Below are 24,429 nucleotides of genomic sequence, written 5' to 3'. Positions count from 1 at the left end.
TAATTCGCCACAGACTGATAGTGAGCCTCACTGCCCATGCTGAACTACAAACAGCTTCACTATTTTTGGAACGTCGCTAAGGCCGGAAGCATCACGCGTGCCGCCGAACGGCTGCATCTCACTCCCCAGACGATTAGTGGTCAGCTCGCCGAGCTTGAGCGTTCATTGGGCACGGATCTGTTCCGCCGTATTGGTAGGCGTCTCGAACTGACGTCTGCGGGAAAACTGGCGCTGTCCCATGCCGACGAGATCTTCCAGATAGGCAACGAACTCGAACAATCGTTACGCAGTGGTGCCGGCAGCGGAGAACAGTCGTTTCGGGTGGGGGTTGCCGACGCCGTGCCCAAATCGCTCGCCTATCAGTTGTTGGCACCAGCAATGGCACTCGCAGAGCCTGTGCGTCTCATATGCTACGAGGACAAGTTAGAGCGATTGTTCGCAGAACTGGCCATCCACCAACTCGACCTGGTGATCGCTGATCGGCCGTTGCCCTCCGAGCTGGGGGTGAAAGGCTATAACCACGAGCTGGGGCGATGCACCGTCGCCTTTTATGCGGTGCCGGAACTGGCCGCGCGCTACCGATCGACTTTTCCGCGCTCCCTGGACGGTGCCCCTTTTTTACTTCCGGGAGATAAGGTGGCGGTGCAGGCACCGCTGACGCGCTGGTTTAACGAGCAACAGATCCAGCCACACATCATCGGTAAGTTCGACGACAGCGCACTGATGAAAGCCTTCGGCAAGGCCGGTGCCGGCATTTTCCCTGCGCCGGCAATACTGAGCAATGAAATTGGGGATCAGTATGGGGTCGAGGTCATAGGCTGCGCCCATGAGGTCATGGTGCGCTACTACGCAATCTCCATTGAGCGCAGACTGACCCATCCCGCCGTCGTGGCGGTTAGTGAGGCGGCGAAGCAATCCTTGTTCGTCGAAGGCGATCCTGTTCGGTAGCGTGGTGTTCTTGAGTGTGGTGTTCGCTTTAGCTCACGCTCCCTCAGCGCGAGTTTCTGTCGTGTGTCTGGCTCGATATCAAAAGGCGACACGAACTTTTTGCAACATTGAAGAGCGCCTGTACGGAAGTAAACCTGACTCTAGAGGCCTACGATCCCGAACGATCAGTCAATACGTTGGGCGAGGATCAGTGATTGTTCGTTGCTCAAGGGGAAAAGCAAATGGCTCGAACACGTCGAGCCATTTGCTGAATGCCTTTTGTCGGTCTTTTACACGGTTTGATCCAGAAGGTGTGTTGATCCGATGACCCCCGCGCGAACGTAGCAGCGCCAACACCTGCTTGACGCCTTCTTCCACCGACAGGCTCTGCGTGTCGATCACCAGATCGGCATTCAGCGGCACGTCATAGGGGGAAGGACTCACCCGGGATATTGTCGACACCAGCTGCGTACAGGCCTTGCGGGTCACGCTCGGAGCAGACTTGCGGCGAAGCCTGCACATACACGGTGATCAGACGCTCGGCACCGATCAGCGCCTTGGCCTGCTCACGGTCTTCGGCATCCGGGGGCGACGAACGCGGCCAGGGTCAGCAGGCCAGCTTCGTTGAACTGACGCGCCACGTGGGCGGCACGACGCCAGTTCTCGGTACGCCCGGCACGGTCCTGCGGCAGGCCCTTGTTCAGGTCATGACGCAGGTTCTGGCCATCCAGGACATAGACCGCACGACCCATATCGAACAGCTTGCGCTCCACGGAGTAAGCCAGGGTGCTCTTGCCAGCGCCGGACAGGCCGCTGAACAGCACGGTGGCGGGCTGCTGACCGAAACGGCTGACGCGCTCTTCGGTGGAAACGTGAGTCAGCTTGCCGTGATGGCCGCCAGAACCCTGAGCACCTACTGGTTCGGCGATGATCATACCGGCACCGACGGTGCCATTGGTCAGGCGATCGATGACGATAAAGGAGCCGGTGGTGCGGTTATGCGCGTAGCCGTCCAGCGCGATCGGTGCATCCAGAGCGATGCGCACCTGGCCGATTTCGTTGAACTGCAGGCTGCTCGCCGCGCCCTCTTCCAGGGTATTCACCTCGACCCGGTGATTGATGCTGGCAATCGAGCCCGGCACGTAGCTGGTGGCGCATTTGATGTCGTACTTCTTGCCCGGCAGCATCGGCTCCTCGGCCATCCACACCAGCATGGCGTCGAAGCTATCGACCACCTGCGGGCGGTTGTCGCCATGCACCAGCATGTCGCCGCGCGATACGTCGATCTCATCTTCCAGGGTGATGGTGATCGCCTGACCCGGACCGGCCTGCTCCAGCTCACCTTCGTAGGTGACGATGGATTTGACCTTGCTGCCCTTGCCCGACGGCAGGGCGATAACTTCGTCGCCCTTGCGCACGATGCCGCTGGCCAGGGTGCCGGCAAAACCACGGAAGTTCAGGTTCGGACGGTTGACGTACTGCACCGGGAAACGCAGATCGGTGAAATTACGGTCACCGGCGACTTCCACGGTCTCGAGGATTTCCATCAGCGACTGGCCGGTGTACCAAGGCGAACGCTCGCTCTTGTTCACCACGTTGTCGCCCTTCAGCGCCGACATCGGCACGAAGTGCAGCGAGCTCGGCTTGAGCGAAATGCCCTCGGCGAACTGCAGGTAATCGGCCTTGATCTGCTCGAACACGCCCTGATCGAAGCCCTTGAGGTCCATCTTGTTGATGGCCACAACGATGTGTTTGATGCCCAACAGGCTGGCGATAAAGCTGTGGCGCTTGGTCTGGGTCTGCACGCCGTAGCGGGCGTCGATCAGGATGATCGCCAGGTCGCAGGTGGAAGCACCGGTGGCCATATTGCGGGTGTACTGCTCATGGCCGGGGGGTGTCGGCGATGATAAATTTGCGCCTGGCGGTGCTGAAGTAGCGGTACGCCACGTCGATGGTGATGCCCTGCTCGCGCTCGGCCTGCAGACCGTCGACCAGCAATGCCAGGTCGATATCATCACCGGTGGTGCCGACTTTCTTCGAGTCACGGGTGATGGCTTCCAGATGGTCTTCGTAGATCATCTTCGAGTCGTGCAGCAGGCGGCCGATCAGGGTGCTCTTGCCGTCGTCGACGTTGCCGCAGGTGAGGAAACGCAACAATTCCTTGCGCTCGTGCTGGGCCAGGTAGGCGAGGATGTCTTCGCTGATCAGATCGGATTGGTGCGACATATTAACCCCCTGCTTAGAAATAGCCCTGACGTTTTTTCTCTTCCATGGAACCGGCCCCATCGTGATCGATGACGCGGCCCTGACGCTCGGAAGTACGGGTCAGGAGCATTTCCTGAATGATGTCGGTCAGCGTGGTCGCAGTGGACTCCACCGCGCCGGTCAGCGGGTAGCAGCCGAGGGTGCGGAAACGCACCATTTTCTTGGTGATACGGGCTTTCTCCTCGTCCGACAGGTGCTCGAGGATGCGCTCGTCGTCGATCATGATCAGCGTGCCGTTCTTCTCGATCACTTCGCGCTCGGCGGCGAAGTACAGCGGCACGATCGGGATCTGCTCCAGGTAGATGTACTGCCAGATGTCCAGCTCGGTCCAGTTGGACAGCGGGAACACACGGATCGACTCGCCCTTCTTGACCTTGCCGTTGTAGACGTTCCACAGCTCGGGGCGCTGGTTCTTCGGGTCCCAGCGGTGCTTGCTGTCGCGGAACGAGTACACGCGTTCCTTGGCGCGGGATTTCTCTTCATCGCGACGGGCACCGCCGAAGGCGGCATCGAAACCATACTTGTCCAGGGCCTGCTTCAAGCCCTCGGTCTTCATGATGTCGGTGTGCTTGGCGCTGCCGTGGGTGAAGGGGTTGATGTTCTGCGCCACACCGTCCTGGTTAATGTGCACCAGTAAATCCAGCCCCATCTCGGCAGTCATCTTTGCGCGAAAACGGTACATTTCCTGAAATTTCCATGTGGTATCGACATGCAGCACGGGGAACGGCAGCTTGCCGGGAAAGAATGCCTTGCGTGCCAGATGCAGCATCACGGCGGAGTCTTTACCAATGGAGTAGAGCATCACCGGGTTGTCGAATTCGGCGGCCACTTCACGAATGATGTGGATACTTTCCGTCTCCAGCTGTTTCAGGTGGGTCAGTTTATCGAGCATGGCTACTCTCAGATTTCTTTTGGGTTACGGCTTGCGGGGCGTGAGCGTGAGCGTGAGGACTCTAGCACGGCACAATCTTCTAAATGGACGACTGCTTAGATCATAAATATCTATATTTATGCCATTGCGTCGAGCCTCTTTCGCTCCGTTGTGGCGCATGCCTAGTGAGCGCGCCATTAGCCATACAAGACCGCTCACGGCTGCGCTCTGAATTCCGCGAGTTGACTGGACAGCACAGCTTTCTCTTGCAGGAGGAGCTGCTTGTCTGTGGTCACCTCGGTCAGTTGGGTTTCAGCTCGGGTTAAGCGTTCTGCCAGAAGACTCCGTTCCTTCTCGGTCACAGCCAGGCTCGTCCGTTTCTCAGCCAAACGCTGCTCATTAGCGCCATGATGCTGCTCTAGTGCCTGATGGATTCGTTTCAGCTCGGTGAGCTGAAACGCTGCCTGCTCATGCGCGCTGCGGCTCTGCGTCAGCGAGTCCTGGGTCGTGAGCAGGGCGCTCTGTAGGCGATCGTTGTCTTGTGCCAAGCGTTGTTCCTGAGCTTGCAGCTCGCCCAGACGTGCTTGCTGAGCGAGCAGGCGTTGCCGGAGCGCACTCAATTCTTGTTCCAGGTGATTGTGGCGTTGTTCAGCGCTCTGGCGCTCGTCGGCGCGTTGCTGAGCAACCGATACCTGGTAATGCTCAGATTGCACCTGCGCTTGCTGCAGTTGTTGGGTCAGTGAGGCCACCTCGCAGGCGCGATCAGTCAGGCGCTGTTCGAATCCGAGCTTCTCACTGCCCAGGCTCGCTAGAGCAATCTCCTGACGGTGCACAGTTTCAGCCAGCACCTGGATGCGCGCGTTTGCCTCAATAAACGCCTGGGCCTGTTGCGCCTGAACGGTGAGTAACGCGTCGTGCTCCACGAAAGCTTGTTGCAACTGCTCCTGCAATGCCGCGGTGGCGGCCTGATGAATCTGCTCAGCCTGCTCGACTTGCAGGACCGCATCCGCCTGAACTTTTTCGTACACCCCTTTCACCGCCAGGACGAGCTCCGCCGGCAATCCCAGTTCGGCCTGCGCGACCGTGCCGGGATGCGCGCTTTTCCAGCGTTTTAACAAGGGGGCAATCGTGCTTTTGCTGCCGGTCCCGCCCAGGTCGGCGCGGATGCGGTCGATCGTCGGGCTGTGGCCCGCGGCCACGAGCCGGGCCGCCGCCTGGGCGACATGCACATAAAGGACGCCAGAACGGGCCATCACTACCTCGGATTTTTTCGTACCGTATTACGGACAACGTAATACATCGGTTTAAGTACAGAATAGCTAAGCCCGGTGAGACCGCCAGCTAAGCCACGATAAGCTCAGTTATCGTGGGTTAAATACTCACGATCAATGTTCGCGCCTATAATCTGCGGTACACACGGCCTAAACAGGCGTTTCTGGATGAAGACCAGCAATCACGACGAAAACCTCCCTTCGCTACCACTCGACGAACCAGCGGGGCCGGCGCGTACCTCCGGTACGCTTGCCACGCCCGAGCAGTTGGCCCAGCAACACCAGCGTTTTCTTGCGGCGGCCACCTCCGACAACACCCGACGCACCTACCGCTCGGCGATCCGCCACTTTCAGGCCTGGGGCGGCGTCCTGCCGTGCGATGAAGCGGCGCTGATTCGCTACCTGCTGGCCTTCGCGGTAGTGTTGAACCCGCGGACCCTGGCGCTGCGCCTCACCGCGCTGTCGCAATGGCACCGCTATCAGGGCTTTCCCGATCCGGCCGCCAGCGCCACCGTCCGCAAGACCATGCGCGGGATTGAGCGAGTCCATGGGCGGCCGCGACACAAAGCCAAGGCGCTGCTGCTGGAGGATCTCGAGCTCATCGTGACGCATCTGGACGCGCTCGAAGGGCTCGCCGCGCTGCGTGACAGCGCATTGCTACAGGTGGGGTACTTCGGTGCGTTCCGCCGCAGCGAGCTGGTCACGCTGGAGGTGCAATACCTTCAGTGGGAGCGGGAAGGTCTGCGGATCACGCTGCCGCGCTCCAAGACCGATCAGGAGGGCGAGGGACTGGACAAGGCGATTCCGTTCGGCGACTGCGTCTGCTGCCCGGCAAAGGCGCTACGGTGTTGGTTGGATGCCGCTCAGATTGAGCAGGGGCCACTGTTCCGGCGCATCAGTCGCTGGGGCGTGATCGGCGAGGTGGCGCTGCACGAGGGTAGCGTTAATACCATCCTGTCGGCCCGTGCCGAAGCAGCGGGGCTGTCGTATGTGCCCAAGATGAGCAGCCACAGTCTGCGCCGTGGACTGGCCACCAGCGCCCATCGGGCTGGGGCGGACTTTCTGGAGATCAAGCGTCAGGGTGGCTGGCGGCACGACAGCACCGTCCACGGCTATATCGAAGAGGCTAGAGCCTTCGAGGAGAATGCGGCTGGCTCGTTACTGCGGCGCAAGCCATAGCTAGATACGGGATGACAGCCCTTTAGGCATTGGCTTAAGCCGCAAATAGAACAAACAAAAAACAACGTAATTACAGGCATTTACAGGACGAATGTCCTAAATTTCCTTTATCTCGGCACAACCCCAATTAGGAGGCTTCGACTTAATGAAAATCCGTAGTCTCTGCGCCCTCGGTAAAATGAGGCCGTACTTTATTGACCGGCACATGGTCACCCTCTCGCACCAGACACTTAGTGGCCCTGTCGGTAGTGACCCGCTCCTGCACAATGCTGAAGCAATCTACGACTTCATTCAGCGAAATATTTGGCTCCACCAAAACTGCCTAGTTGGCCTGTACAACAGCGACAACCAATTGGTGCAGCCAGGCGAAGTCTTCATGAATGGCAGTCGCTCATCACTTATGCGCTGTTTACTGCGTTGGGAGGCGCTACGCATTGTCCCGATTTGGATCGATGGCTTTGACAACCTTCCTGAATACGAGCGCTCTATTCGCGCCGTACAGCTTGATCGTCTGGATCAGGCACGGCAAAAGCTCCATTCGGTTGGGGGCTGGTATCAGAGTGACCAGAAGCACTACGAGCTCGCACGAGCCGTCAAACGCACCGGCTACTGGGCACTGGAGAACCTTCCCCCACTTGGGGACCTGGAGTGGCCAACGGGCAAAGTTTTCGGACTCACAAATCCGAATTTATCTGCTGACGCGGTTGAGACAGGTTATCTCGAGGGGATATTTTCCATGATAGAGGGAAAAGAAAGCTTTCACGGGACCGGCGGAAGCATTGCAGCAAACGAACTGTTTGGAGTTGCACTCATGACTCCAGATCGTGGACACGAATTTCTTGTGGACCTCCATATTCAGATTCTAGCGAATCGTGCTGACGCGACTTACGCTAGCCGGCCGCGCGCTATAGCCTGACCCTTATCAGGAGAAAAAAATCATGCTCAACCGTCGATATCCGATTCTCATCTCTGGGACACGTTATTCACCGGAATTCCAAACAGAACTGCAGTACGCAGTACCCTGGAAATCCGTCCTGGAGAAGGCCTACGGCAACCATGCAACTTGCCAGTGCCCAAGCAGCGGTGCCCGAAAACTCTCGATCAAGCGACGTGAGGGGAGCGACGGTTTTCATCTGGCGCGTTTCGGCGGAACAGGTCACGAACACTCGAACGATTGTCGCTTCTATGCGCCAGCACCGGAGCGCTCCGGTATGCAAGGGTATGCGGCTGGCGTGGTGGAGGAGGGTGACGATGGCAGTATTCGGGTACGCCTGGCCCGGGGCATACGTGTTCAGGATCCTAAATCCGAGGAAAGAGAAAGCACGACGCTGAATAGAGCACCAGGGAAGAGCAAACCAGCCATGACATTGCTCGGACTTCTTCATCTGCTTTGGTCCGAGTCACGACTATCTACTTGGTATCCAGCAATGGAGGGCAAACGCAACAGTGGCATTGTGAACTACGCGCTTCTTCAGGCTGCAGAACGTGTAGCAGCAAGCCGTATGAAGTTGAGTGGAGTGCTTTTGTTGGGTGCGCAAAAGGACAGTAAGGGGGCAGCTCGCAACCTGGCGGTCGCCAATTCGGCGATGACCCGGGATCTCCGGCTCCTCGCAATATCGCCGCTGGCTCGATATAACACTGAACGCCATTCTGGAGACATCAGCAGATTACCGCTGGCCGGGCCGTTCGGCATGCCCATGCTGAATTTGCCGCCGGCAGTCTGGGCAACTGCCGCCCGCCGATTCGAGAGAGAGCTTTCCGCATGGAAACGTGGAAGTCGCGTTATCGCTGTGGCTCAAGTCACGCCGCCTAAAGGAGAGTCATTTTCGCGAGTTGATGTCGTTGAGGTGGCGCTGATGCAGGTAACTGAACGCTGGATTCCCGTCGATTCAGATTACGAAGCCGTGATAGAGAGCAAACTCCACGCATCCGGCCGCAGCTTTGATAAACCATTGCGTTATGACGCTGATGAAAGTGAGGTTTTTCCTGACTTCTGGCTTTTGGATACGGGCAAAGATCTTCCCCTGGAAGTGTTCGGCATGAGCACTCCTGTCTACCTAGAACGGAAGGCCATTAAAACAGCTTGGTACAACCAGGAGTACGGTGATGCAGGGTGGTGGTCATGGAATGCCGCGGCTGATCCGAAAGGAAAAGATATACCTCCATTTCCCCCCAAAGCGTGATTGCAATGCAGCACGGACTGGATGTGGGCTTGGGTTTTGTAAGCCATGTGAAATGCTGAGAGCATAGTCAAATTGAGCGAGGAAACTGCCAAAATGGCCACCTCTAAGCTTCACTGAATCTGCGACAGCTGCGGTTCAACGTAATGATTTAAACGCCCGACTAAAATGAGGTGCTCGGTGGAAATAGTAGCAAGTACGCAAATCTGGATAGGGCTCATGGCTATAGCAATTGGGTTTTTTTGGGTTGGCGAACGGATCGTTGAGCAAATGAAGCGTCGCAACGATTTGATCGAGGCTGAGTTACGTTCGGCTGGAGTTTTTCCGAAGAATGCAGTTACTCCCGACAGGCCGGAGGGAATGGATAATCCCGAAGAAAAACGATGAACAATAGGTCATTCAAAAAACCTAGAACCTAGTCACCTAGCGCTCATTCAAACCCAAGCCATGCTTGGGTTTTTTCACTCCTAACATAGATTTTGACGTTAATTTATATCTCTTTTTTCAGAATCAATACACAATAAAAAAAGCACCGCCTTGATGATGTGATTCACGTTATGAACTTCCCTAAAGAGTAATAGAGACTTCCTCATGAACTCCATAAATGACGTTTCGTGGTATTTCTCTCGACTCATCCCTTCTCTGCTAGGGTAGTAAGTAATGGTTTGCGTTGATTCTTTGTAGTCGTACTTGTAATGAGCTATGCCATTTCTTAGCTTGTTATCAATTGCTGATGTGTCTATTTTGTAAAAACAATCGTCGATAAAGCGTAGTTTGTTTCCTAGGTCTACGTTAGCGAACGCATTCAAAGAAACCAGATCTAGCCTTGCTTTACCCAGCGTAGTCACTTTAAGGGAGGGCTCGAATTGGTCGCTATCCCCACGTTTCATAAGGTTGTTCAAGCCCGCCAAGAAAGTAAGTTGACGGGCGAAAACCTCAGACAAATCTTTGTAATAATTGCTGCAAACATCGAAGTCAGCGGTAGAGATTCTGGCAGGATTACGGCCAATATTATCGTTGTCCGCGTAGTCGTAAAAAAAGGCTGATCTGAACGGCAAATCCATAGAAATTAGCTTGGGATAAAGGGATAGGCAATCATTATGCAGATTTCTGAGAAATTCATTGGCTAGAATTTCTTCGATAAATTCCAGCGTTTTGTCCGGGTGGCTTTCATGTAACCATCTGCATATCTGGGGTGCTCCCTCACTTATTTCGGCGTTGACTCCGTGAATCGTAAATGGCGATGACATAATAGATGTTGCTGAATAGAGAGCGGCTAGCACATCTTGCTGTTTATGCGATTTTAGATTGACTCCAGGTAACCTGGCGCAGGTTTTTTCAAAGCTATCTATGTCTCCGCGTTTGAATTGCGTAATTACACTTCTCAAATCATGCTGCATTGGATAGAGTCGGTTCAACATGTCCAAGCGGAGATTCAAGTGGCGGTAAGCATCTAAGCTTATTTCCCTTGTTACCCTCATGAAAGTTGTCATGCCCATTTCATATTTCCCAAAGTAGACGGGGAAGTCTAGATGGAGATCAATAAATGGGTTTTCGCCATTGAAAAGTTCATTAGGCTTTATGATCAACTCATTGGCGCCACGTAACTCACCATCTTCTTGACCAAATACGAAAGAAATACGCTCTTCGCAATTTGGGCAGGCGAACTGGAATGGCTGTATATCTCTATTAGACATGCCGATTCTGCAATCGATTTTCGTTCCGCATGTATTGCATTGCAAACACTTGCATATATTCATGTTTGTCCTTATTTGACTGGTGCGCTTTTGGTGATAGAGCGTGACTCATGCGGGCCGGAAAATTTTACCGACATGTTATGCCAAAATAGTCGTGTAGGCATGGCTCACATCTTCAGCACATTACTATCGAACCCACGATTACCGACTCGAAACCGACAACACCTGGCAGCGACTGTATGAATATTGAGCGCATTCAGCGGACTAACCCGGGAGGGGCTATGAGCAGGCCATCACCTCCATTGTCTTCACCCAGGTGCCTGCGACCGGCAATCATGCAATCATTACCAGCTACGCATATTTCGGCATATTTCCGTATTCGCTATTCCGTGGCATTTTCTGATTTTCCTATGCATCCAGCTTTGGGCGGGCTGGCTCGGTGAACACCATCACACCCAGCCAATTCATCAATACGTGACCTGGTGCGGAGAAGTCCCTACCGGGTAGCCATCGAAAGCGTCTAGCTGCTTTGATTTCGATCTGCTTCGAACGGACGGTGAGGACGGTGAAGAACACGTTTCCTTCCCTTGGTCAGTCGCTTAGCCACTGCTGAGCGTTCCAGTCCGCGTCTATCAGAAGTTGGCAAACCTGTTCACGTGTCGCAGGCTAGTCAGCACCAATCGTGTACTCACAGTTCTCGCATCGCACCCACGAGTCGGCAACAATCCATACAACTGCAGGAACATCGGCGATCAACTGCACCATCGCAGCAAGAAACAAAGGGTGTTGATCATGTGCTGATTGAGTTTTCACCGAACTATTCCTCGATCGGCTCGCTGAGCTGCCGTGCGACTTGATCATTGAGGAATAGGGCCAGCCCCAATGCCGCTTCGGCCGCAAATTTCTGCTGCTGCTCGATGTAGAATTTCCGCTCATCCCCATTCAGATCTGCTGGTGGCCATTGTTCGGCGTGGGTCGCCTGGCGGTAGGCATTCAGATCGCCCAGCGTCAGATGATCAAGGGTCAGGGTCAGCGGCTCAGTTAACAGCGTCGGAGCAGGCTTTCGGGTGGTTTCGATACTCATAGGTATACATTCCTGCAACATATTCCATTTAGATATTAGAATCGTTCTGGTAATTGTCGTTTAACATAACAACCATTCAACGAACTGTAACATATTGATATTTCTGGATTTTTCAGTCGGCCGGTTTCGTTCTTATCGACTCTCGGTAAGTCGAGGTCACGGCGTCTACTGCATCAGATTTCGGGTCTCCACATTCATCCTCGGGCGCAGCAACAAAAAATCGACCTCCTGGGAGTGCCGGCGTCCGCTGTTTCATGTCGAAGCGTCTTGCCGATCGTAGATCTCGGTCAAAATTCTTGAGAGAAACAACCCTCGCAACGCTTTGCCCATCCAAAACGAAAAACGGAAGGTTAGCGTGCAGCATTGCGTCATAGCGGCTGCTCTCTGAAAACCACAGCATTGCCCGCGGATGCGGCGCGATTTGCTTTGGCACATCCAATAAGTCAGTTTCAGCCATGTTCGCGATGCTGCGCAGATCGACCCACTGCGGACTACTTTCTACAGGCTCACCGGTGGCCATAGATCGCTCATGAGCTTCCTCGAGCAGCAGCTCGCGCGCGTGCGCGACAGTCACACGCTCTTTTCCTGAGGTGTGGCCGGCCCAGGTGAAAGTGATCTGTCTTGGCGCAGCGTCAAAGACCTGGATTGCCCGTTTGAGCTGATTGAGAGAGAAATTTTTACCCAAGGCTTGGCGCATGATGTGAGAGCGGCGGCTGACAGCAACGTTGCGAAGCTCCCGTTCAGCTTCGATCGCTTCCATCAAGGCGGTCTTGCAGCGGTTCACTGCCCTTCCCTCCTCCAGTACCGACCCTGACAGCACGAAGTAACCAGGTAAGCGCATAACGGTTCCTGGAGCCTGGCCAAGATCACGTTCGAACTCTCCAAATGCCGTTATAGCCGCCGTAATGGCTTCCATTCCTGTGATGCTTTGAACTGCGATATTAGAAGGAGTTTTTTGCTCTGATAGAAGCGGGATTCGCCAAGCCCTCCCCGCTACTACAAGGGATGGCCACTTTGCGTTTAAGGCAGTCACCGCGGCAGTGAGACGTTCGAACGCCAAGACAATAGATTGAGTCATACCGATCCCCACATAATACCACCCCTTCACTCAGGGCCTTATCGAGGCAACCCTAAGACCTAACTCAACCATGTTAACCAGAGTCGAGGGGATTGAGTCCATTTACACGAAACTAAGTGAAGGGGTGGTATTGCATGCACCATGGAGGGGACCTACAAAGTTCGGAAAAAGTACGCCTTGAGGCTGTTCCAGCAGCCCCTATACTGGTTTTGTCTACCGTATAAGTGAAGTGCAATATGCCGCTTGAGGAAATGCTCACCCGCTCGGCTGTTCTACAGGCTGAGATCCTGCGACTGCTCGAAGACGAACCCACATACCCCGGCGAGCGGTTTGAGGCTGCAATGATTGCCTGTGGAATCGCCCTAGAACACGCTCAGGCACTACGCATCCTGTTCGAGCATGGCAGTCCAACCACCGCTATGTCGACGCTACGCCTCCAGTTTGAAGCTCACACCAAGGCAATGTGGATGTTGTACGCTGCGAGTGACCTGGCCATCCAAAAGCTCATGGCACCGCTGACAGAGGAAAGCGCGCGGGTAGCCAATAAACTCCCCCAAATTGGGGAGATGATGGAGGCTATCGTGAAGAAGGCTCCGGTCGGGGCTTCATCTATGCTGATCCAGTTCAAAGACGTTTCCTGGTCGGCGATGAACTCCTATGTGCACAGCGGCATTCACCCGCTGCGTCGGCACCTGGAGGGCTATCCTACCCAACTCGTACTGCAAGTTCTGCGGAACTCCAACGGATTGATGACAATGACGGGGATGCTCGCGGCGATCCTCACTGGCAATGATTGCTGCATCAAGCCGATGCGAGTTATCCAGACACAGTTTGAGGACTGCCTCCCGCCGCTTAATCCATTGGCCCCACAGGTGTAGAGGCCCTCACACTGTGGAGTGGTTCAGCCGAACCTCTTGGCGTATGTAAGTAGCTGCATGTTGAGGTCATCCGCATATGGTGCATAGTGCGCTTCGCGGTGACAGCACGGGCACAAGGCCACACAGTTGTAAACACGATCTGACTTCTCGGCCCCTAAGATGTGATGAACATCCAGGAAGCCAGGGAAGTCCCGGCTCTTACCACAACTCTCACGCTCGCACGCAAACCCGGCCCTTTCAAGTACAGCTCGACGTACATGCGGATCGCGACGAACCTCCGAACGAAGCACGGGCACACGCTCGCCTTCATCCCGGCCCAGAGTCGAGTAGTCCGGCGTCGGGCAGTCATCATAGGTGTCATCGACCAGTACCGGCCTCACTGCATGGGGAGTAAGCTGGGCTAAATCGATCACACCGGGCCACTGCCACAGCGCATCGGCGACCTCGTGTCCGTCAGGTGTCCGGTCATCCTGCAACCATAGGGTCGGGCTAGTGCCATTTTGTGCGTGATTCTTCCGAGCTCGCCCCTTCAAGCCACGGCGTTGTAAGTCATCGCTGACTTCTCGCTGGCGGTTCCAGATATCGTGGAGACTTTCGATAGGAATGAGCGCGGCAAAGATAATTGCGCCTCCGTCACGCTGTAAAAGCAGATTGTGAGTGAGCCCACGCTTTGTGTCTCGGGTGGTGATGTGCTCCAGTGTCGCATCCCATCCGCCCGACCGCAGATGCGCCGCCAGTTGAGCCGCTGAGTAGTTCTTCTCGTTGGGATTTCGTCCATCGCGCCTCCAGCACAGTCGGACGCGCATACTCAGTACCTGGCCATCAGGAGTGCGGGTGACGATGAACTGTTGCGTGGCTACGCCCGTTTGAATTCGCTTGTCGTCAATGACAACGTAGCCTCTATCTTTCAGAAATGGCGCTAGTGCATCCCTGGATAGTTTTTCCGCAGCATGACTTTCAGGCCCCCGGAACAGGCGATTTCCTTTCGACATTTTCACACCCCCGCTGTTGATCTATGACGAAGCCGTTCAACCATTCCCAACCAGGAGCACAGAATGCACCCGCACTCCTTTAAAACTGCTCATACCAATGTGAAAGGTGAAGTTTGGGATTCTATGCAGTGCTGACAGGATTCAGACACATCAAGGGAGCAGCTACAGAATGACAGCCAGCAGACTTTGTCCGCAGAACCAAACAGATTTGTTCTGTTGCGACCTAATCCAGTTGATTCGTAACGGTAGGATCATCCGTCTGATCCGATTTATTGTGGAGCCCTTCGACGACGGTAACTCCTGGGGAATTCAGACCGTCGCAATTGCACGGCCGGATTCTGACGATGGTGACCGGTTCCCGATCGTAATCGTCAACCTTCACGAAGATGACGAGGCTGCAATGTCGTTTGCGCTGCTAATTTTCGAAGAACTCAAATTAGCTGGACGAGCGTCCAGCGCAGACGTCAGCCATTGGCGTCGAAGTCTCTTCACTGTTGTCCCTTGTAACTGAGCACTACCCTCCTCCAGCTACCTGAGTAGAGAACGCGCTTACTGCCGGCTCAAGCAGCAAGTGGTCGTCAAATGACCACGGCTTGTTAGCTAGGCAGTTCAGCGCCATCGGGAGACACCTCGAACAGAAGCCCTGCTTCCTGGGCTTCAGCTATTTCTCCGAGCGACCTACTGAGCAGCCATTCACTTTCCTCTTCGTGGTCAAAATCGGGAAGCGGTGGAAGATCTTCAGGTTCTAGTTCTAGATTAAGCGCAAGCTGTGCCAGGTCGGAGAAGGTGAATTTGATGGCTATTACTTTTCGGCCTTCTCTTTTCAACTCATAGCTAACATCCAGATTACTTTTCGCCTTGAGCTCAGCAACGGCCGGGTCGATTACCCGTTGGCGAAGGTTATTGAATCGTTGGTAGGCCTCCGATAAACCGAGCGCAACCCGTAAAGACTCGACCTCTATGTATGCCCAACCGGTTTTGCGGAACTGCATGAGCATTTCGAATAGGCGGAATGAGTGGATCGAGTCTAAGCATGCAACACGCCGCAGGTCATAACTGGTCACTTTGCTGTAAAGCATCGATAGGTATGGCATGACGTGGATCGTAAATGACAGCTCTACCCTGCCCTCTCCATCCAGGTACTTAGCGCGGTCAACCCATCGCTTCCGCTCCATGCCAGATCCATCGAAGGTTTTTATATCTCGCTCGTACAACTCATCCGCAGCCACTTTCATCTGCTCGTACGCGTGTCGGAGCTGTACTCCATAGATATCCGAATAGTCTGCAGCAGACACCGACACCTTTTTAGGCATGGGCCTTCTGGGATCAAGCTTGCTAATGGCCGCCAAGATCAAACGCTGTTCGTTGAGTGTTAGCCGATACGAGGCCGTAATCAACGTGTTGGATTTAGTAACCCTGAGTTGCTTTGGTTCTGACTTGTTCGGCTTGGATAAATTGGACATGACTGGCCCTACGCTAGGTTGCCAAACCCTACATCGAGAATGCGTTGTAGTCGATACCCGCGGCGCGATCTCCAACGCAAAGCTAACAAATACGGGCGTTTCAGCGATGTCGAATCTAGACTTTTACACAATACGTAGAATCCGTAGTCGATAGAGAGTAGCCGTAATCTGTAGTCAATCGAGTGATTCAGAGAACAAACATTAGCCGCAATTTGTAGTCGATGATCGAATATTGACCATTGTGATAGCCGTAATTTGTAGTCAATAGCCGATACAGATGCCCGACCCGGTGGCTTTCAAGCCGTCATTGGGCAGCCGTAATTTGTAGTCGACACATACTGGCCGCTCACAGACGTAGCCGTAATTTGTAGTCGATTGGGTCCTACTGCTGTCGTATTGGCTTTGTTTCGACCGACCGATGCGTGGAAAGCGAAATTTGCTCCTACTGATTCAGTACAGGTCCTATTATAAATAAATCCTATATAAATCAGTGAATTAGCGAGTTTTTTTGAGTAAATCTCGACTGGCTGTTCAATTTCAGTGCGAGAATTGTCCTGAAATCAAAACCTAAAAACTGGGTGCCGTGGTAAGACCCACCCATTCAGCCGCAATTTGTAGTCGATAGACCAAGACAGAATTAGGAGTTTTGGGCTGTGGATAACGGCCGCAATCCGTAGTCGTTGCAGCCGGAATCTGTAGTCGTATTAGCCGTAATCCTTAGTCGCAAAGCCTGAATCTGTAGTCGCTTTACCGCAATTAGTAGTCGATGATGCTCTGGAAGCCCCGTAATACAAGGCCTGCAGCGTTCTAAAAACAAGAGAACAACAAGATAAAAACAATTAAAAGGCTTTTAAAAGTGAAAAGCTGATTTGCTGAACGTGAGAAATGACGCTCGAGACTGCGTTAATCAAAAAATCGAGACTCCCGCTTTTCAGACGCTAATGCGGTTCGAAAGCAGCACATTCTTCAGGTACGGGAAGCGAAAATGTCCCAATCGAACATGACCTGGAGGATCCCAATGAATACTGCTGCTTTCGCTGGTGTAGCTGCCTATCTGATAAGCATGGCTGCTATTGCACCGGAGCCGGCAAGTCTATCCGTAGGCGTTACAACGATCATCGACGTTCAGCAGCACTACACCATTATTGACAAGATTGGTACGTCATACACGGGTGGCCCCGTACTCAATCTTTCGGAGTGGGAGATCAATATGGAGGGTATTACTGACATCCAGTTAGCCTTTAACGCAAAGGGAGTGCTAGACGTAGCTACGGTAAAAGCAGACAAGCTACATCTGGAAGAGGTTGTGGAAGGCTTGCGAAGCAAGCTTGAGATGACTGGCGATCAATCGAGCCTAGGATCTGAGGACATTTTTTTCAGGTACGGGACGACTGAGGTGATTGTTGAATCGCATCCTCTTGATTCTCAGTTCACAGTCAACTACATCAGCGCAGACTTCAAACGCGCCCGTACCCTGGCTCAACAACAGTACGCTTAGCCAGAACAGTAGTCTCCCCTCCCCTTTTCACCTGAACAGTAATTCGGGCTAAGCAATCAAAAACCGAAATAAAGCCGAACTTGATGCTCAAAAAAACGTGCATAGGTTCGGTTTCAGTAGCCTAAAAAAGCCCTGTACCGTGTTTTCTCCTTGAAAAAGCAGCTTTAAGGATTATGATTGACCTGTATTCAACACATGCAGGGAATTTCATGCAGCAGTCAAGCGAGCAGTTTGAAGAGGAATCGGTCTATTACACCGATTTTTCCACCCTCCTCTACCCACCTAAATTCGCGGCCGATTGCTTCGGATTAACGACTCGTCGCCTGCAAGATATTGAAGATGAAAACGGTCTTGAAATCCGTAGGATTCAACGCGGAACAGTCCCTACTCGCGCTTACACGTTGAGTGACATCTTTGACATTGCAGCGATACGCAGAGCAAAAGGTCAAGCCAAAGGTTTATCACGACAAGTGGTGATTTCGACCTTTGTTCCTAAGGGTGGTACAGGCAAAACCACAGTGACGGTTAACCTGGCCATCTCCCTTCAGATGCAAGGGCTCCGAGTTCTAATCATCGACAACGATCCCCAGGGCGATTCCTCAAGTGAGTTGGGATATGACCCAGATTTGTCAAGAACTGACCTTGAAACTATGGGTATACCGCCAGACCGATATGTTGATGGCAACCTCGGTAACCTGCTGAGCCCCGAACTCAGAGGTAGGCAATTTGAACCGTTGAATTTTGCGCAGGTTGTGAAGAAACCATTCGGTGAAAACGGTCCTCATCTTATCCCTGCTGATGCATATCTTGAGGATCTAGTTGTCGCGTTGGACGCCGAGAATAATATGGATTTCTGGTACGCCGATTGGTTGGAGCGCGCGCGAAACGGTGAGATCGAGGGCATTGATACGTCGAACTATGACGTCATCCTTTTTGACAATGCCCCTACTGCTTCTCGCCTGACTAAAAACTCTATTGTCGCAAGTGACTTCGTTATTTGCCCTGTCCGGATGGATAAGTTCTCTTTCCGCGCATTGATGCGATTGAATGAATGGATGGTTCGTTTCGCGAAGGCTTACCGCCGTTCTCCGGTTGTTTTGGCGATTCCGACGATGTTCATTCGTAACCGCAAACGTATTCTGAACAACCTAGTTGTTCTGAACGATCTGTTTCCAGGACGGGTTGCTGAGGAAAAGCTCTACTATTCAGAAGACTACGGCAAGGCGTTAGATCAAGGTGTCCCGCTGATTGTCTGGAAGGGTGCAACCAACAAATCCATTGATTCTATGCGATCTGTATTCAGCGAGATCCTTCAAAAGGTTCGAGAATTTGCATCCCAGTAAATGGTGCTCCGAGCACCACTGTACATTTCAGGAGACTGGTGCTCCGAGCACCACTTGAGATAACTGGGGTACTGGTGCTCCGAGCACCACCCGAAAGGAAATTGGACAAGACCAAGGTTGATTGAAGGAGAAGAAATGGCTAAGTCAGAGGATTTCCCTGGTAATCCAAAAAAAGCTCCAAGCTGGATGTCAGGAGTAAAACGAGCGCCAGCAGAATTGCCAGAACCCAACTTGAACGTTTCGGTAAGAGAAATGCTTGCTCAGAAACAGTCAGAATCCGGAGGCAATCCGCCGGTTGGACACGAAACTGCAGTAGTGTCTGCAAATGCTCAGGCAATCACAGAAACCAGTAACCTGGTTATAGGAAGTGGGGTGATCGCTGAAATTCGCACAGAGCTAATACGTGTATCTCCATTTCAGCCTCGACTCACGTTCAGTGAAACTGCAATTGAGGAACTCGCCAACTCCATTGCATCAGTTGGCTTGGTCAAGCCTATTACTGTCAGGCCATTAGGAGATGGATCTTTTGAGCTAATTGGAGGTGAGCGTAGATGGAGGGCTCACAAACTACTAGGCCGGGATACTATTACCTCACATGTGCGCGAGTTGGATGACTCTATGGCACAAATCCTGGCACTGACGGACAACGAAGGCCAGGAAACACTCACTGAATACGAGCGAGGAAAATCTTATTCTTCGATATTGGAATCAAAAGGTGAGCGTTCGATTCGAAGTTTGGGAAGGAGAGTAGGGGTAAATCACTCGGTGATTAGTAGATGCCTGCTGCTTATGGAGCTTCCGAAAGCGGTACGTCTGATTCTGGACGAGATACCGTCGCTGATCGGCGGAAAATGGGCTAAAGATTTTGTTCAGTTCAGCAGTACAGCTCCAGAATTACTTCTTAAAGCTGTAACTGCAATGAGAGATCAAAAGTGGAGTCAGGAGCACGCACTGAGGTGGCTGGCTAAGGAAATTGCAGCCCTGAACCAGAAAAATCCGACTAACAAGTTCACCGATACCGAGATCAGCGGGATAGGTCGAGTTCGTGTTGAAGGGAAAAAAGTTGAGGTTCGCTGCGAAAAATCCGTTGATGCTAAACGCTTAGCCGAACAGTTTGAGACCTTTCTAAAGGGAATTGACCGTTCTCTGATCTCTAGTGAATGATTCTCAAAACCATTGTAACTGCATATTTCAGACGATAATTCAGTCTGAAAACATGAACACGAAGGCAAAGTGCCATGACAGAATATGGTTTTTAGACTTCGAGATAGGGATATATGGCAACCGCAGTCGCGCAACCAAAACACAGAGTGGTGCAACCGCAAACTCGATTCACCACCTTCGAACAGCTACCCAAGATCGAGCCTGAGCATTTGCTCGGCCTGAGCCGTATCGAGTTGTTTTCAGTGATAGCAGAACACTGGCTGAAGTGCTCTGCTCCTGCTCGGATACACATGCTGAGCAGTGAAGATCGGTTCATACGCAACGAGGCGAGGGCCCAAAACAAAGCACTAAGCGTCACGCAAATTTGCGTAGACCAAACGCCAGGGATTATTTATGACCAATTCAACCAAACACCACGTCTCTCTGGCGTATGAGCATGAAGGGGAGGCACGGCAAGCTTACGCCGAACTGCACCAGGCGAAGATTTGTGTGACCTTCGCCGGTCTTCCGAGCATAAGATTCCAGGTCTCGCTGAACGACCCCCTGCAGGTGATCTTGGAACTGCCCACAGACCATGGGGGCAAGAAACCCACGGTGTCTTGTGATATCTCATCTATCCCAGAGCTCAAAGTGGCGATGGCAGAGGCATACAGGCAAGGTTGGCTTAGCCCTAAGGTGGCTATGAATGCCTGCCAGTAAACGACCTCGACTTCAGATTTGAGTAACCAGATCTGTATGTCGATATGCTGCCCTGGATGGAATACGCGTGTAGCATTAGCCGGAAGCCTGGCGCATAGGCCTAAGGTTTAACCAAGTTGCTTTATGGATAACCTTTAGCTGCGGGGGTAGAGATTCCGGTAATCACCTATGCTTTAGATAGCCAGGCCGCTATGGAACCATTGGATGGATCAAGGCGCCGGTGGTCTGAGCAATTGAAAAAAAGCATCAAATTAATGAAACTTGTCAAGTCTTAAACGGTCTGTGCAGTCCTAATGTTTGCTGTAGGCATGGCCCTAGCTTATGCTGTGCTATGAGACAACTTTTATAGGTGTTGCCGTTCTGCAAGTCATTTACGAGCTGGAAATGACGTACTTTTGACGCTGTTTTTAGTGGTGAATCAGGACTGTATATTTATACACCGATTAGCATTCAGCCTTTGCCTTGACAGAAAATACTGAGATTCAGCCATGATCACAAAGATTCCGCCTCATGTAGTCAGAAGCTTTCCCTATTGGGAGACTCCACCGGAGCCGGGCCAGGATTTACACGAACTGAAGTGGGGTGTCATGGAAGTCCTTTCAGATAAAACGCTTAGATTCGTTGATACACAGCCAGATCAAGAGGCTCTTGAGGAACTGATAAGCCAACTGCAAGAGAAGATTTAATAGTGATTTAATGTTCTCCAGAAATATTGGCAATCACAATCCCTGCTTAAAACGGCAGGGTTTTTTTTGCCTTGGATTTTATACTGACGGATAACAACGCCACTCAAAATCAGACGTGAAAACGACTTGAAAAAGCGTCATTCCAATTTTTACCCGGTTTATCGTTTCTTGATAGAACATGGAACGAGAAGCTGCATATGCAAAACGTAGATTTGGAGTTTCACGATTACGCTCAACTGTTTCCGCTAATTGTTGGTGATGAGTACCAGGCCTTGCTTGATGACATCGATGCTAACGGGCAGCGCGAGCCGATCGTTCTTTACGAAGGGAAGATCCTTGATGGCCGTAATCGCTATCGAGTTTGCAAGGATCTGCTGATCGAACCCATGAGAGAGGAGTTCACGGGAGATGATGCCCTGGGTTACGTCCTCTCCCTCAACCTGTATCGCCGGCAGCTCACTATTGCACAGCGTGCACTGATTGCTGCCGAGCTTTCCTCCCTACGCGGGAGTAGTGCCATAACGGTTGATCTTGAGAAAGCTGCGGGGCAAGAGTTGGAAGCGGCTAAAATGGCTATTGAGCAGGCAGCTAAAGTGTTAGGTATCAGTCCTCGCTCGGTATCCTCAGCTTGTAAAGTTGTCCGGAACGGCACCCAAGAGTTACTGGATGCAGTGAAGGCCGGCGAAGTCAGCGTCTCTGCGGCTGAGCAGGTGGCCAAGCTGCAGAAAGAAACACAGCAAGAGTTATGTAGCCGCGGGCCCAGGGCGATTCGTAAAGCAGCTAAAGATATGAGGGAAGAGGGCAGGGCAACAACTGGTTCCCCCAAGAAGGTAGTCCCGCCAACAGATAAATCGGGTTCCTTGCCTCCTCCAGTACCACTTGAAGTCGAGGACGATGCAGAGCCTCCTGACACTCCTCGTAACCTGGTAGCAGCTAGAGAACAAGAGTCGGAGGCTTTTTATACATTGGAAAGAAAACCTGCAGCTCAATTGCTTTTCGAAATGGCTGATGCCGGCATGCATTTTGGGCGAGAGGCAGAGGGTGTTGCTGACGACATCATGAATGAGGTTGAAGAAGGGCTAGATCTTCAATTCTTGGCCTTTGTAGTAGATATAGCGAAAAGACTTGAACCCCGGGTTAAGGTCAAAATGCAATCCAAATACGCTGAGGAACCATGAAGGTTGGGATTTTCTGGCCAGGTGTTTTGATAGATCAAAGCCCGCACTGAAAGGAATACCCAGATGCAAACGTCCCAGGACGATACCGTTATGGATTTTGGCCCTAACCTCTTTGGGGTGGATAGCAACACCGCGTCAGGATTTGTCGTCGATGATGCAAACACTACAAACGAGGTGCCAGGTAGCGACGTGCGCTCTCTTCAGAAGCAGGTGCAGAGCTTTGAGCATATCCCGGGACAGACTCCCGATCACCAGGCAGATGCTGACAATGTTCCATCCAAAAATCATGATGTCCCTGGAGGGAAAGCTGACCAGGCAGCTGCACAAACAAGCCCAGGGAAATTAGAGGTAGGTCCTAAAGCCTTGGCCAGTGCGAAAGCAGTCGTAAAGTTTCTCGGCAGCATCACCGGTTTCGACGAGCAAAGCGACAGGCAACGTAGCGTTGTCCGTGACTTGATGTCAAAGCACACCCAGGCAATGGAATTTAAACTTCAGGGACAAAAAGCACCGGAGGGTGAGGATTTCGACTCCATAGCAAAGCAACTTCGTCGAGAAAATAATCGCTTGGACACCCTGCTTGAAGGTAAGGAAATACTCTTCGGTAAGGCGCGAAAAGCCGCCGAAACCGCGATCGAGAATATGCAGAGCGTTATTATCGAAATTAATCGCTTGGAGGAAGAGGGTTAACCCTCTTGAACACAATGAAAAATCAATTGAGCGCCAACATTCAATTCTATGCTTTCTGGCCTTGCACTGGCTTCCTAGCTGGCTATGCATTCCTTACATCGGTAGGCATGATCTAGAACAGGCTCTCAAAGCCTCTCCATAGCCCCAACACGGCTCAGTGGTATAAACCCAACCCAAGGAGACAATATGTCCCTCATTATCGAATACCGCGCAACTGAGGAAGCCATCAAAGAACTTCAGGTCCGGCTGGAAAAATTGAGCGGCAATGAAGCGCTTGTGAAGGAAATGGAGTTCGAGAAGAAGCTCCGGGTATTAATGTCGGAGTATGGAAAACACCTGGGTGACATAATCGCGATTTTTGACCCAGACTACCTTAAAAAAAGAGGCGTCGAGCCGGCAAAGACTCGCGCGCCACGAGTAGTGAAGATTTACCGTAACCCAAACACGGGTGAGCATGTTGAAACCAAGGGCGGCAACCACAAAGTGCTCAAGGAGTGGAAAACGGAATATGGCCAAGACGTAGTGGAGTCTTGGCGAACCCAGTGACTCATGAGCTCACGATGACCTTCAAGATCAAGGCCGGTTACCCCGGCCTTTTTTTATGTTGTTGGTTTGCTAACCAGGTGCTTGGGTTTTTTGAGTTGAATGAGAACGTGGAAAGGAGGTAAATAACTATCAACGGAGGATCAAATGAATATGAATGAGAACGTCGATGAGCGCTTGGTGGCAGCCGTCATGGATGACACACAATCAGATATCGACATTGCACGAATTGCAGTTGAGAAGATCCGGCAGGGAGCTGAAAGTATAGCCGCTGGCATGCACGGCCGTAGCAATGTGACGGCTGCCTTCGAGCATCATGACGGTACACCAATGTCGCCTGAAGAAGTTTTAGCCCACCAGTGCGCCCATGCCGCCAGCATTGGAAAATCGCTAGGTCAGGATTTTTTGCAAAAAGCCCCACCAGCTCTATTGGAACAATTTTCCGCCGTGGCTGGGAACCGTAACGTCGCTGACAGCGGGGCAATGCTCGTTGGCCTGCTGCACGGGTTCATGATCGCATTTGCCACCAAGGAGACTGAAGAGCGAGCATTGAAAGCGATGCTGGAGGTTGCTCGCATCTGCCACGAGGCCAACAATCTTCGTGGCACGACTTTCGGCCAAGCCTCCGAATAAGGTGCGACGGGGGGGAAATAACCGGCTATCCGCTGACACGGGTAGCCGTTTTTTATAGGCTCCAACTAGAAGCATTTCAATCGCATTAATTAACAAAACCTACAACCTTCTCA

21 protein-coding genes and 1 pseudogene are annotated in these 24,429 nt (G+C 52.5%); 14 read left to right on the top strand and 8 right to left on the bottom strand.

Annotated features, from left to right (window positions below):
• Positions 1–36: 36 nt before the first annotated feature.
• Positions 37–948 (top strand): transcriptional activator NhaR, encoded by a 912-nt coding sequence (gene nhaR / locus JTY93_RS28710; protein ID WP_149278420.1) that lies wholly within the window; start codon positions 37–39, stop codon positions 946–948.
• 312 nt (positions 949–1,260) lie between these two features.
• On the opposite strand, the pseudogene cysN reads toward nhaR, so the two are convergent.
• The 3 genes and pseudogenes from cysN to JTY93_RS28695 form a co-directional block, all read right to left on the bottom strand.
• A pseudogene (gene cysN / locus JTY93_RS28705) lies at positions 1,261–3,153 on the bottom strand (sulfate adenylyltransferase subunit CysN); the annotation flags it as partial.
• Between the two features lie 13 nt (positions 3,154–3,166).
• On the bottom strand, positions 3,167–4,084 hold the full coding sequence (gene cysD, locus JTY93_RS28700; RefSeq protein ID WP_149278422.1) for a sulfate adenylyltransferase subunit CysD: 918 nt from the start codon (positions 4,082–4,084) through the stop codon (positions 3,167–3,169).
• A 194-nt stretch (positions 4,085–4,278) separates the two neighbouring features.
• The gene (locus JTY93_RS28695; protein ID WP_149278423.1) at positions 4,279–5,316 is read right to left on the bottom strand and encodes a DNA-binding protein; all 1,038 of its coding nucleotides are present in this window, start codon (positions 5,314–5,316) and stop codon (positions 4,279–4,281) included.
• 186 nt (positions 5,317–5,502) lie between these two features.
• Here JTY93_RS28695 and JTY93_RS28690 point away from each other — a divergent pair, with 186 nt between their 5' ends.
• The 4 genes from JTY93_RS28690 to JTY93_RS28675 all read left to right on the top strand — a co-directional run bounded on the left by JTY93_RS28690 (position 5,503) and on the right by JTY93_RS28675 (position 9,080).
• Positions 5,503–6,513: a site-specific integrase gene (locus tag JTY93_RS28690; RefSeq protein ID WP_149278425.1), complete on the top strand. Its 1,011-nt coding sequence runs from the start codon at positions 5,503–5,505 to the stop codon at positions 6,511–6,513.
• Positions 6,514–6,658: 145 nt separating this feature from the next.
• A complete protein-coding gene (locus JTY93_RS28685; RefSeq protein ID WP_038445905.1) occupies positions 6,659–7,429 on the top strand; it encodes a hypothetical protein in 771 nt (256 codons plus the stop codon).
• A gap of 22 nt (positions 7,430–7,451) precedes the next feature.
• The gene (locus JTY93_RS28680) at positions 7,452–8,696 is read left to right on the top strand and encodes a DUF1173 family protein (protein ID WP_169990627.1); all 1,245 of its coding nucleotides are present in this window, start codon (positions 7,452–7,454) and stop codon (positions 8,694–8,696) included.
• Between the two features lie 216 nt (positions 8,697–8,912).
• Positions 8,913–9,080, top strand: coding sequence for a hypothetical protein (locus tag JTY93_RS28675; RefSeq protein WP_154220689.1), 168 nt, complete (start codon positions 8,913–8,915; stop codon positions 9,078–9,080).
• Between the two features lie 98 nt (positions 9,081–9,178).
• On the opposite strand, the gene JTY93_RS28670 is transcribed toward JTY93_RS28675, so the two are convergent.
• From JTY93_RS28670 to JTY93_RS28660, 3 genes are all read right to left on the bottom strand, one after another.
• On the bottom strand, positions 9,179–10,390 hold the full coding sequence (locus tag JTY93_RS28670; RefSeq protein WP_240357308.1) for a hypothetical protein: 1,212 nt from the start codon (positions 10,388–10,390) through the stop codon (positions 9,179–9,181).
• Positions 10,391–11,207: 817 nt separating this feature from the next.
• Positions 11,208–11,474, bottom strand: a complete 267-nt coding sequence (locus JTY93_RS28665; protein ID WP_047229587.1) for a hypothetical protein — start codon at positions 11,472–11,474, stop codon at positions 11,208–11,210.
• 112 nt (positions 11,475–11,586) lie between these two features.
• Positions 11,587–12,552, bottom strand: a complete 966-nt coding sequence (locus tag JTY93_RS28660; protein WP_076964880.1) for a DNA replication terminus site-binding protein — start codon at positions 12,550–12,552, stop codon at positions 11,587–11,589.
• 236 nt (positions 12,553–12,788) lie between these two features.
• Between JTY93_RS28660 and JTY93_RS28655 the strand changes: the two genes are divergently transcribed.
• Complete coding sequence (locus tag JTY93_RS28655) at positions 12,789–13,430, top strand: DUF6988 family protein (RefSeq protein WP_076964878.1); 642 nt, start codon at positions 12,789–12,791, stop codon at positions 13,428–13,430.
• Positions 13,431–13,453: 23 nt separating this feature from the next.
• Here the strand turns inward: JTY93_RS28655 and JTY93_RS28650 are convergent, their stop codons facing one another.
• Positions 13,454–14,422 carry an HNH endonuclease signature motif containing protein gene (locus JTY93_RS28650; protein ID WP_169899442.1) on the bottom strand — a complete coding sequence of 323 codons (969 nt, stop codon included), beginning with the start codon at positions 14,420–14,422 and terminating at the stop codon, positions 13,454–13,456.
• Positions 14,423–15,018: 596 nt separating this feature from the next.
• Entirely contained in the window at positions 15,019–15,885 is an 867-nt protein-coding gene (locus JTY93_RS28645) for a replication initiation protein (protein ID WP_076965359.1), read from the bottom strand.
• 1,018 nt (positions 15,886–16,903) lie between these two features.
• Here JTY93_RS28645 and JTY93_RS28640 point away from each other — a divergent pair.
• The 8 genes from JTY93_RS28640 to JTY93_RS28605 all read left to right on the top strand — a co-directional run bounded on the left by JTY93_RS28640 (position 16,904) and on the right by JTY93_RS28605 (position 24,316).
• Positions 16,904–17,383 (top strand): hypothetical protein, encoded by a 480-nt coding sequence (locus JTY93_RS28640; RefSeq protein WP_169899440.1) that lies wholly within the window; start codon positions 16,904–16,906, stop codon positions 17,381–17,383.
• Positions 17,384–17,592: 209 nt separating this feature from the next.
• On the top strand, positions 17,593–18,726 hold the full coding sequence (locus tag JTY93_RS28635) for a ParA family protein (protein ID WP_169990628.1): 1,134 nt from the start codon (positions 17,593–17,595) through the stop codon (positions 18,724–18,726).
• Between the two features lie 135 nt (positions 18,727–18,861).
• Positions 18,862–19,890 carry a ParB/RepB/Spo0J family partition protein gene (locus JTY93_RS28630; protein ID WP_076965343.1) on the top strand — a complete coding sequence of 343 codons (1,029 nt, stop codon included), beginning with the start codon at positions 18,862–18,864 and terminating at the stop codon, positions 19,888–19,890.
• A gap of 393 nt (positions 19,891–20,283) precedes the next feature.
• Positions 20,284–20,589 (top strand): hypothetical protein, encoded by a 306-nt coding sequence (locus JTY93_RS28625; RefSeq protein WP_076965345.1) that lies wholly within the window; start codon positions 20,284–20,286, stop codon positions 20,587–20,589.
• 883 nt (positions 20,590–21,472) lie between these two features.
• A complete protein-coding gene (locus JTY93_RS28620; protein WP_076965369.1) occupies positions 21,473–22,453 on the top strand; it encodes a ParB/RepB/Spo0J family partition protein in 981 nt (326 codons plus the stop codon).
• Positions 22,454–22,516: 63 nt separating this feature from the next.
• On the top strand, positions 22,517–23,140 hold the full coding sequence (locus tag JTY93_RS28615) for a hypothetical protein (RefSeq protein ID WP_169899438.1): 624 nt from the start codon (positions 22,517–22,519) through the stop codon (positions 23,138–23,140).
• A gap of 186 nt (positions 23,141–23,326) precedes the next feature.
• Positions 23,327–23,686 carry a histone-like nucleoid-structuring protein, MvaT/MvaU family gene (locus tag JTY93_RS28610; RefSeq protein WP_076965292.1) on the top strand — a complete coding sequence of 120 codons (360 nt, stop codon included), beginning with the start codon at positions 23,327–23,329 and terminating at the stop codon, positions 23,684–23,686.
• A gap of 144 nt (positions 23,687–23,830) precedes the next feature.
• Positions 23,831–24,316 carry a hypothetical protein gene (locus JTY93_RS28605; protein WP_076965293.1) on the top strand — a complete coding sequence of 162 codons (486 nt, stop codon included), beginning with the start codon at positions 23,831–23,833 and terminating at the stop codon, positions 24,314–24,316.
• The last annotated feature ends 113 nt before the right edge of the window (positions 24,317–24,429 follow it).

This window comes from Pseudomonas hygromyciniae (genome assembly GCF_016925675.1).
GTDB classification, from domain to species: Bacteria; Pseudomonadota; Gammaproteobacteria; order Pseudomonadales; family Pseudomonadaceae; genus Aquipseudomonas; species Aquipseudomonas hygromyciniae.
Note: the sequence above shows the minus strand (reverse complement) of the source record. Positions and strands in the feature narration are given on the sequence as shown.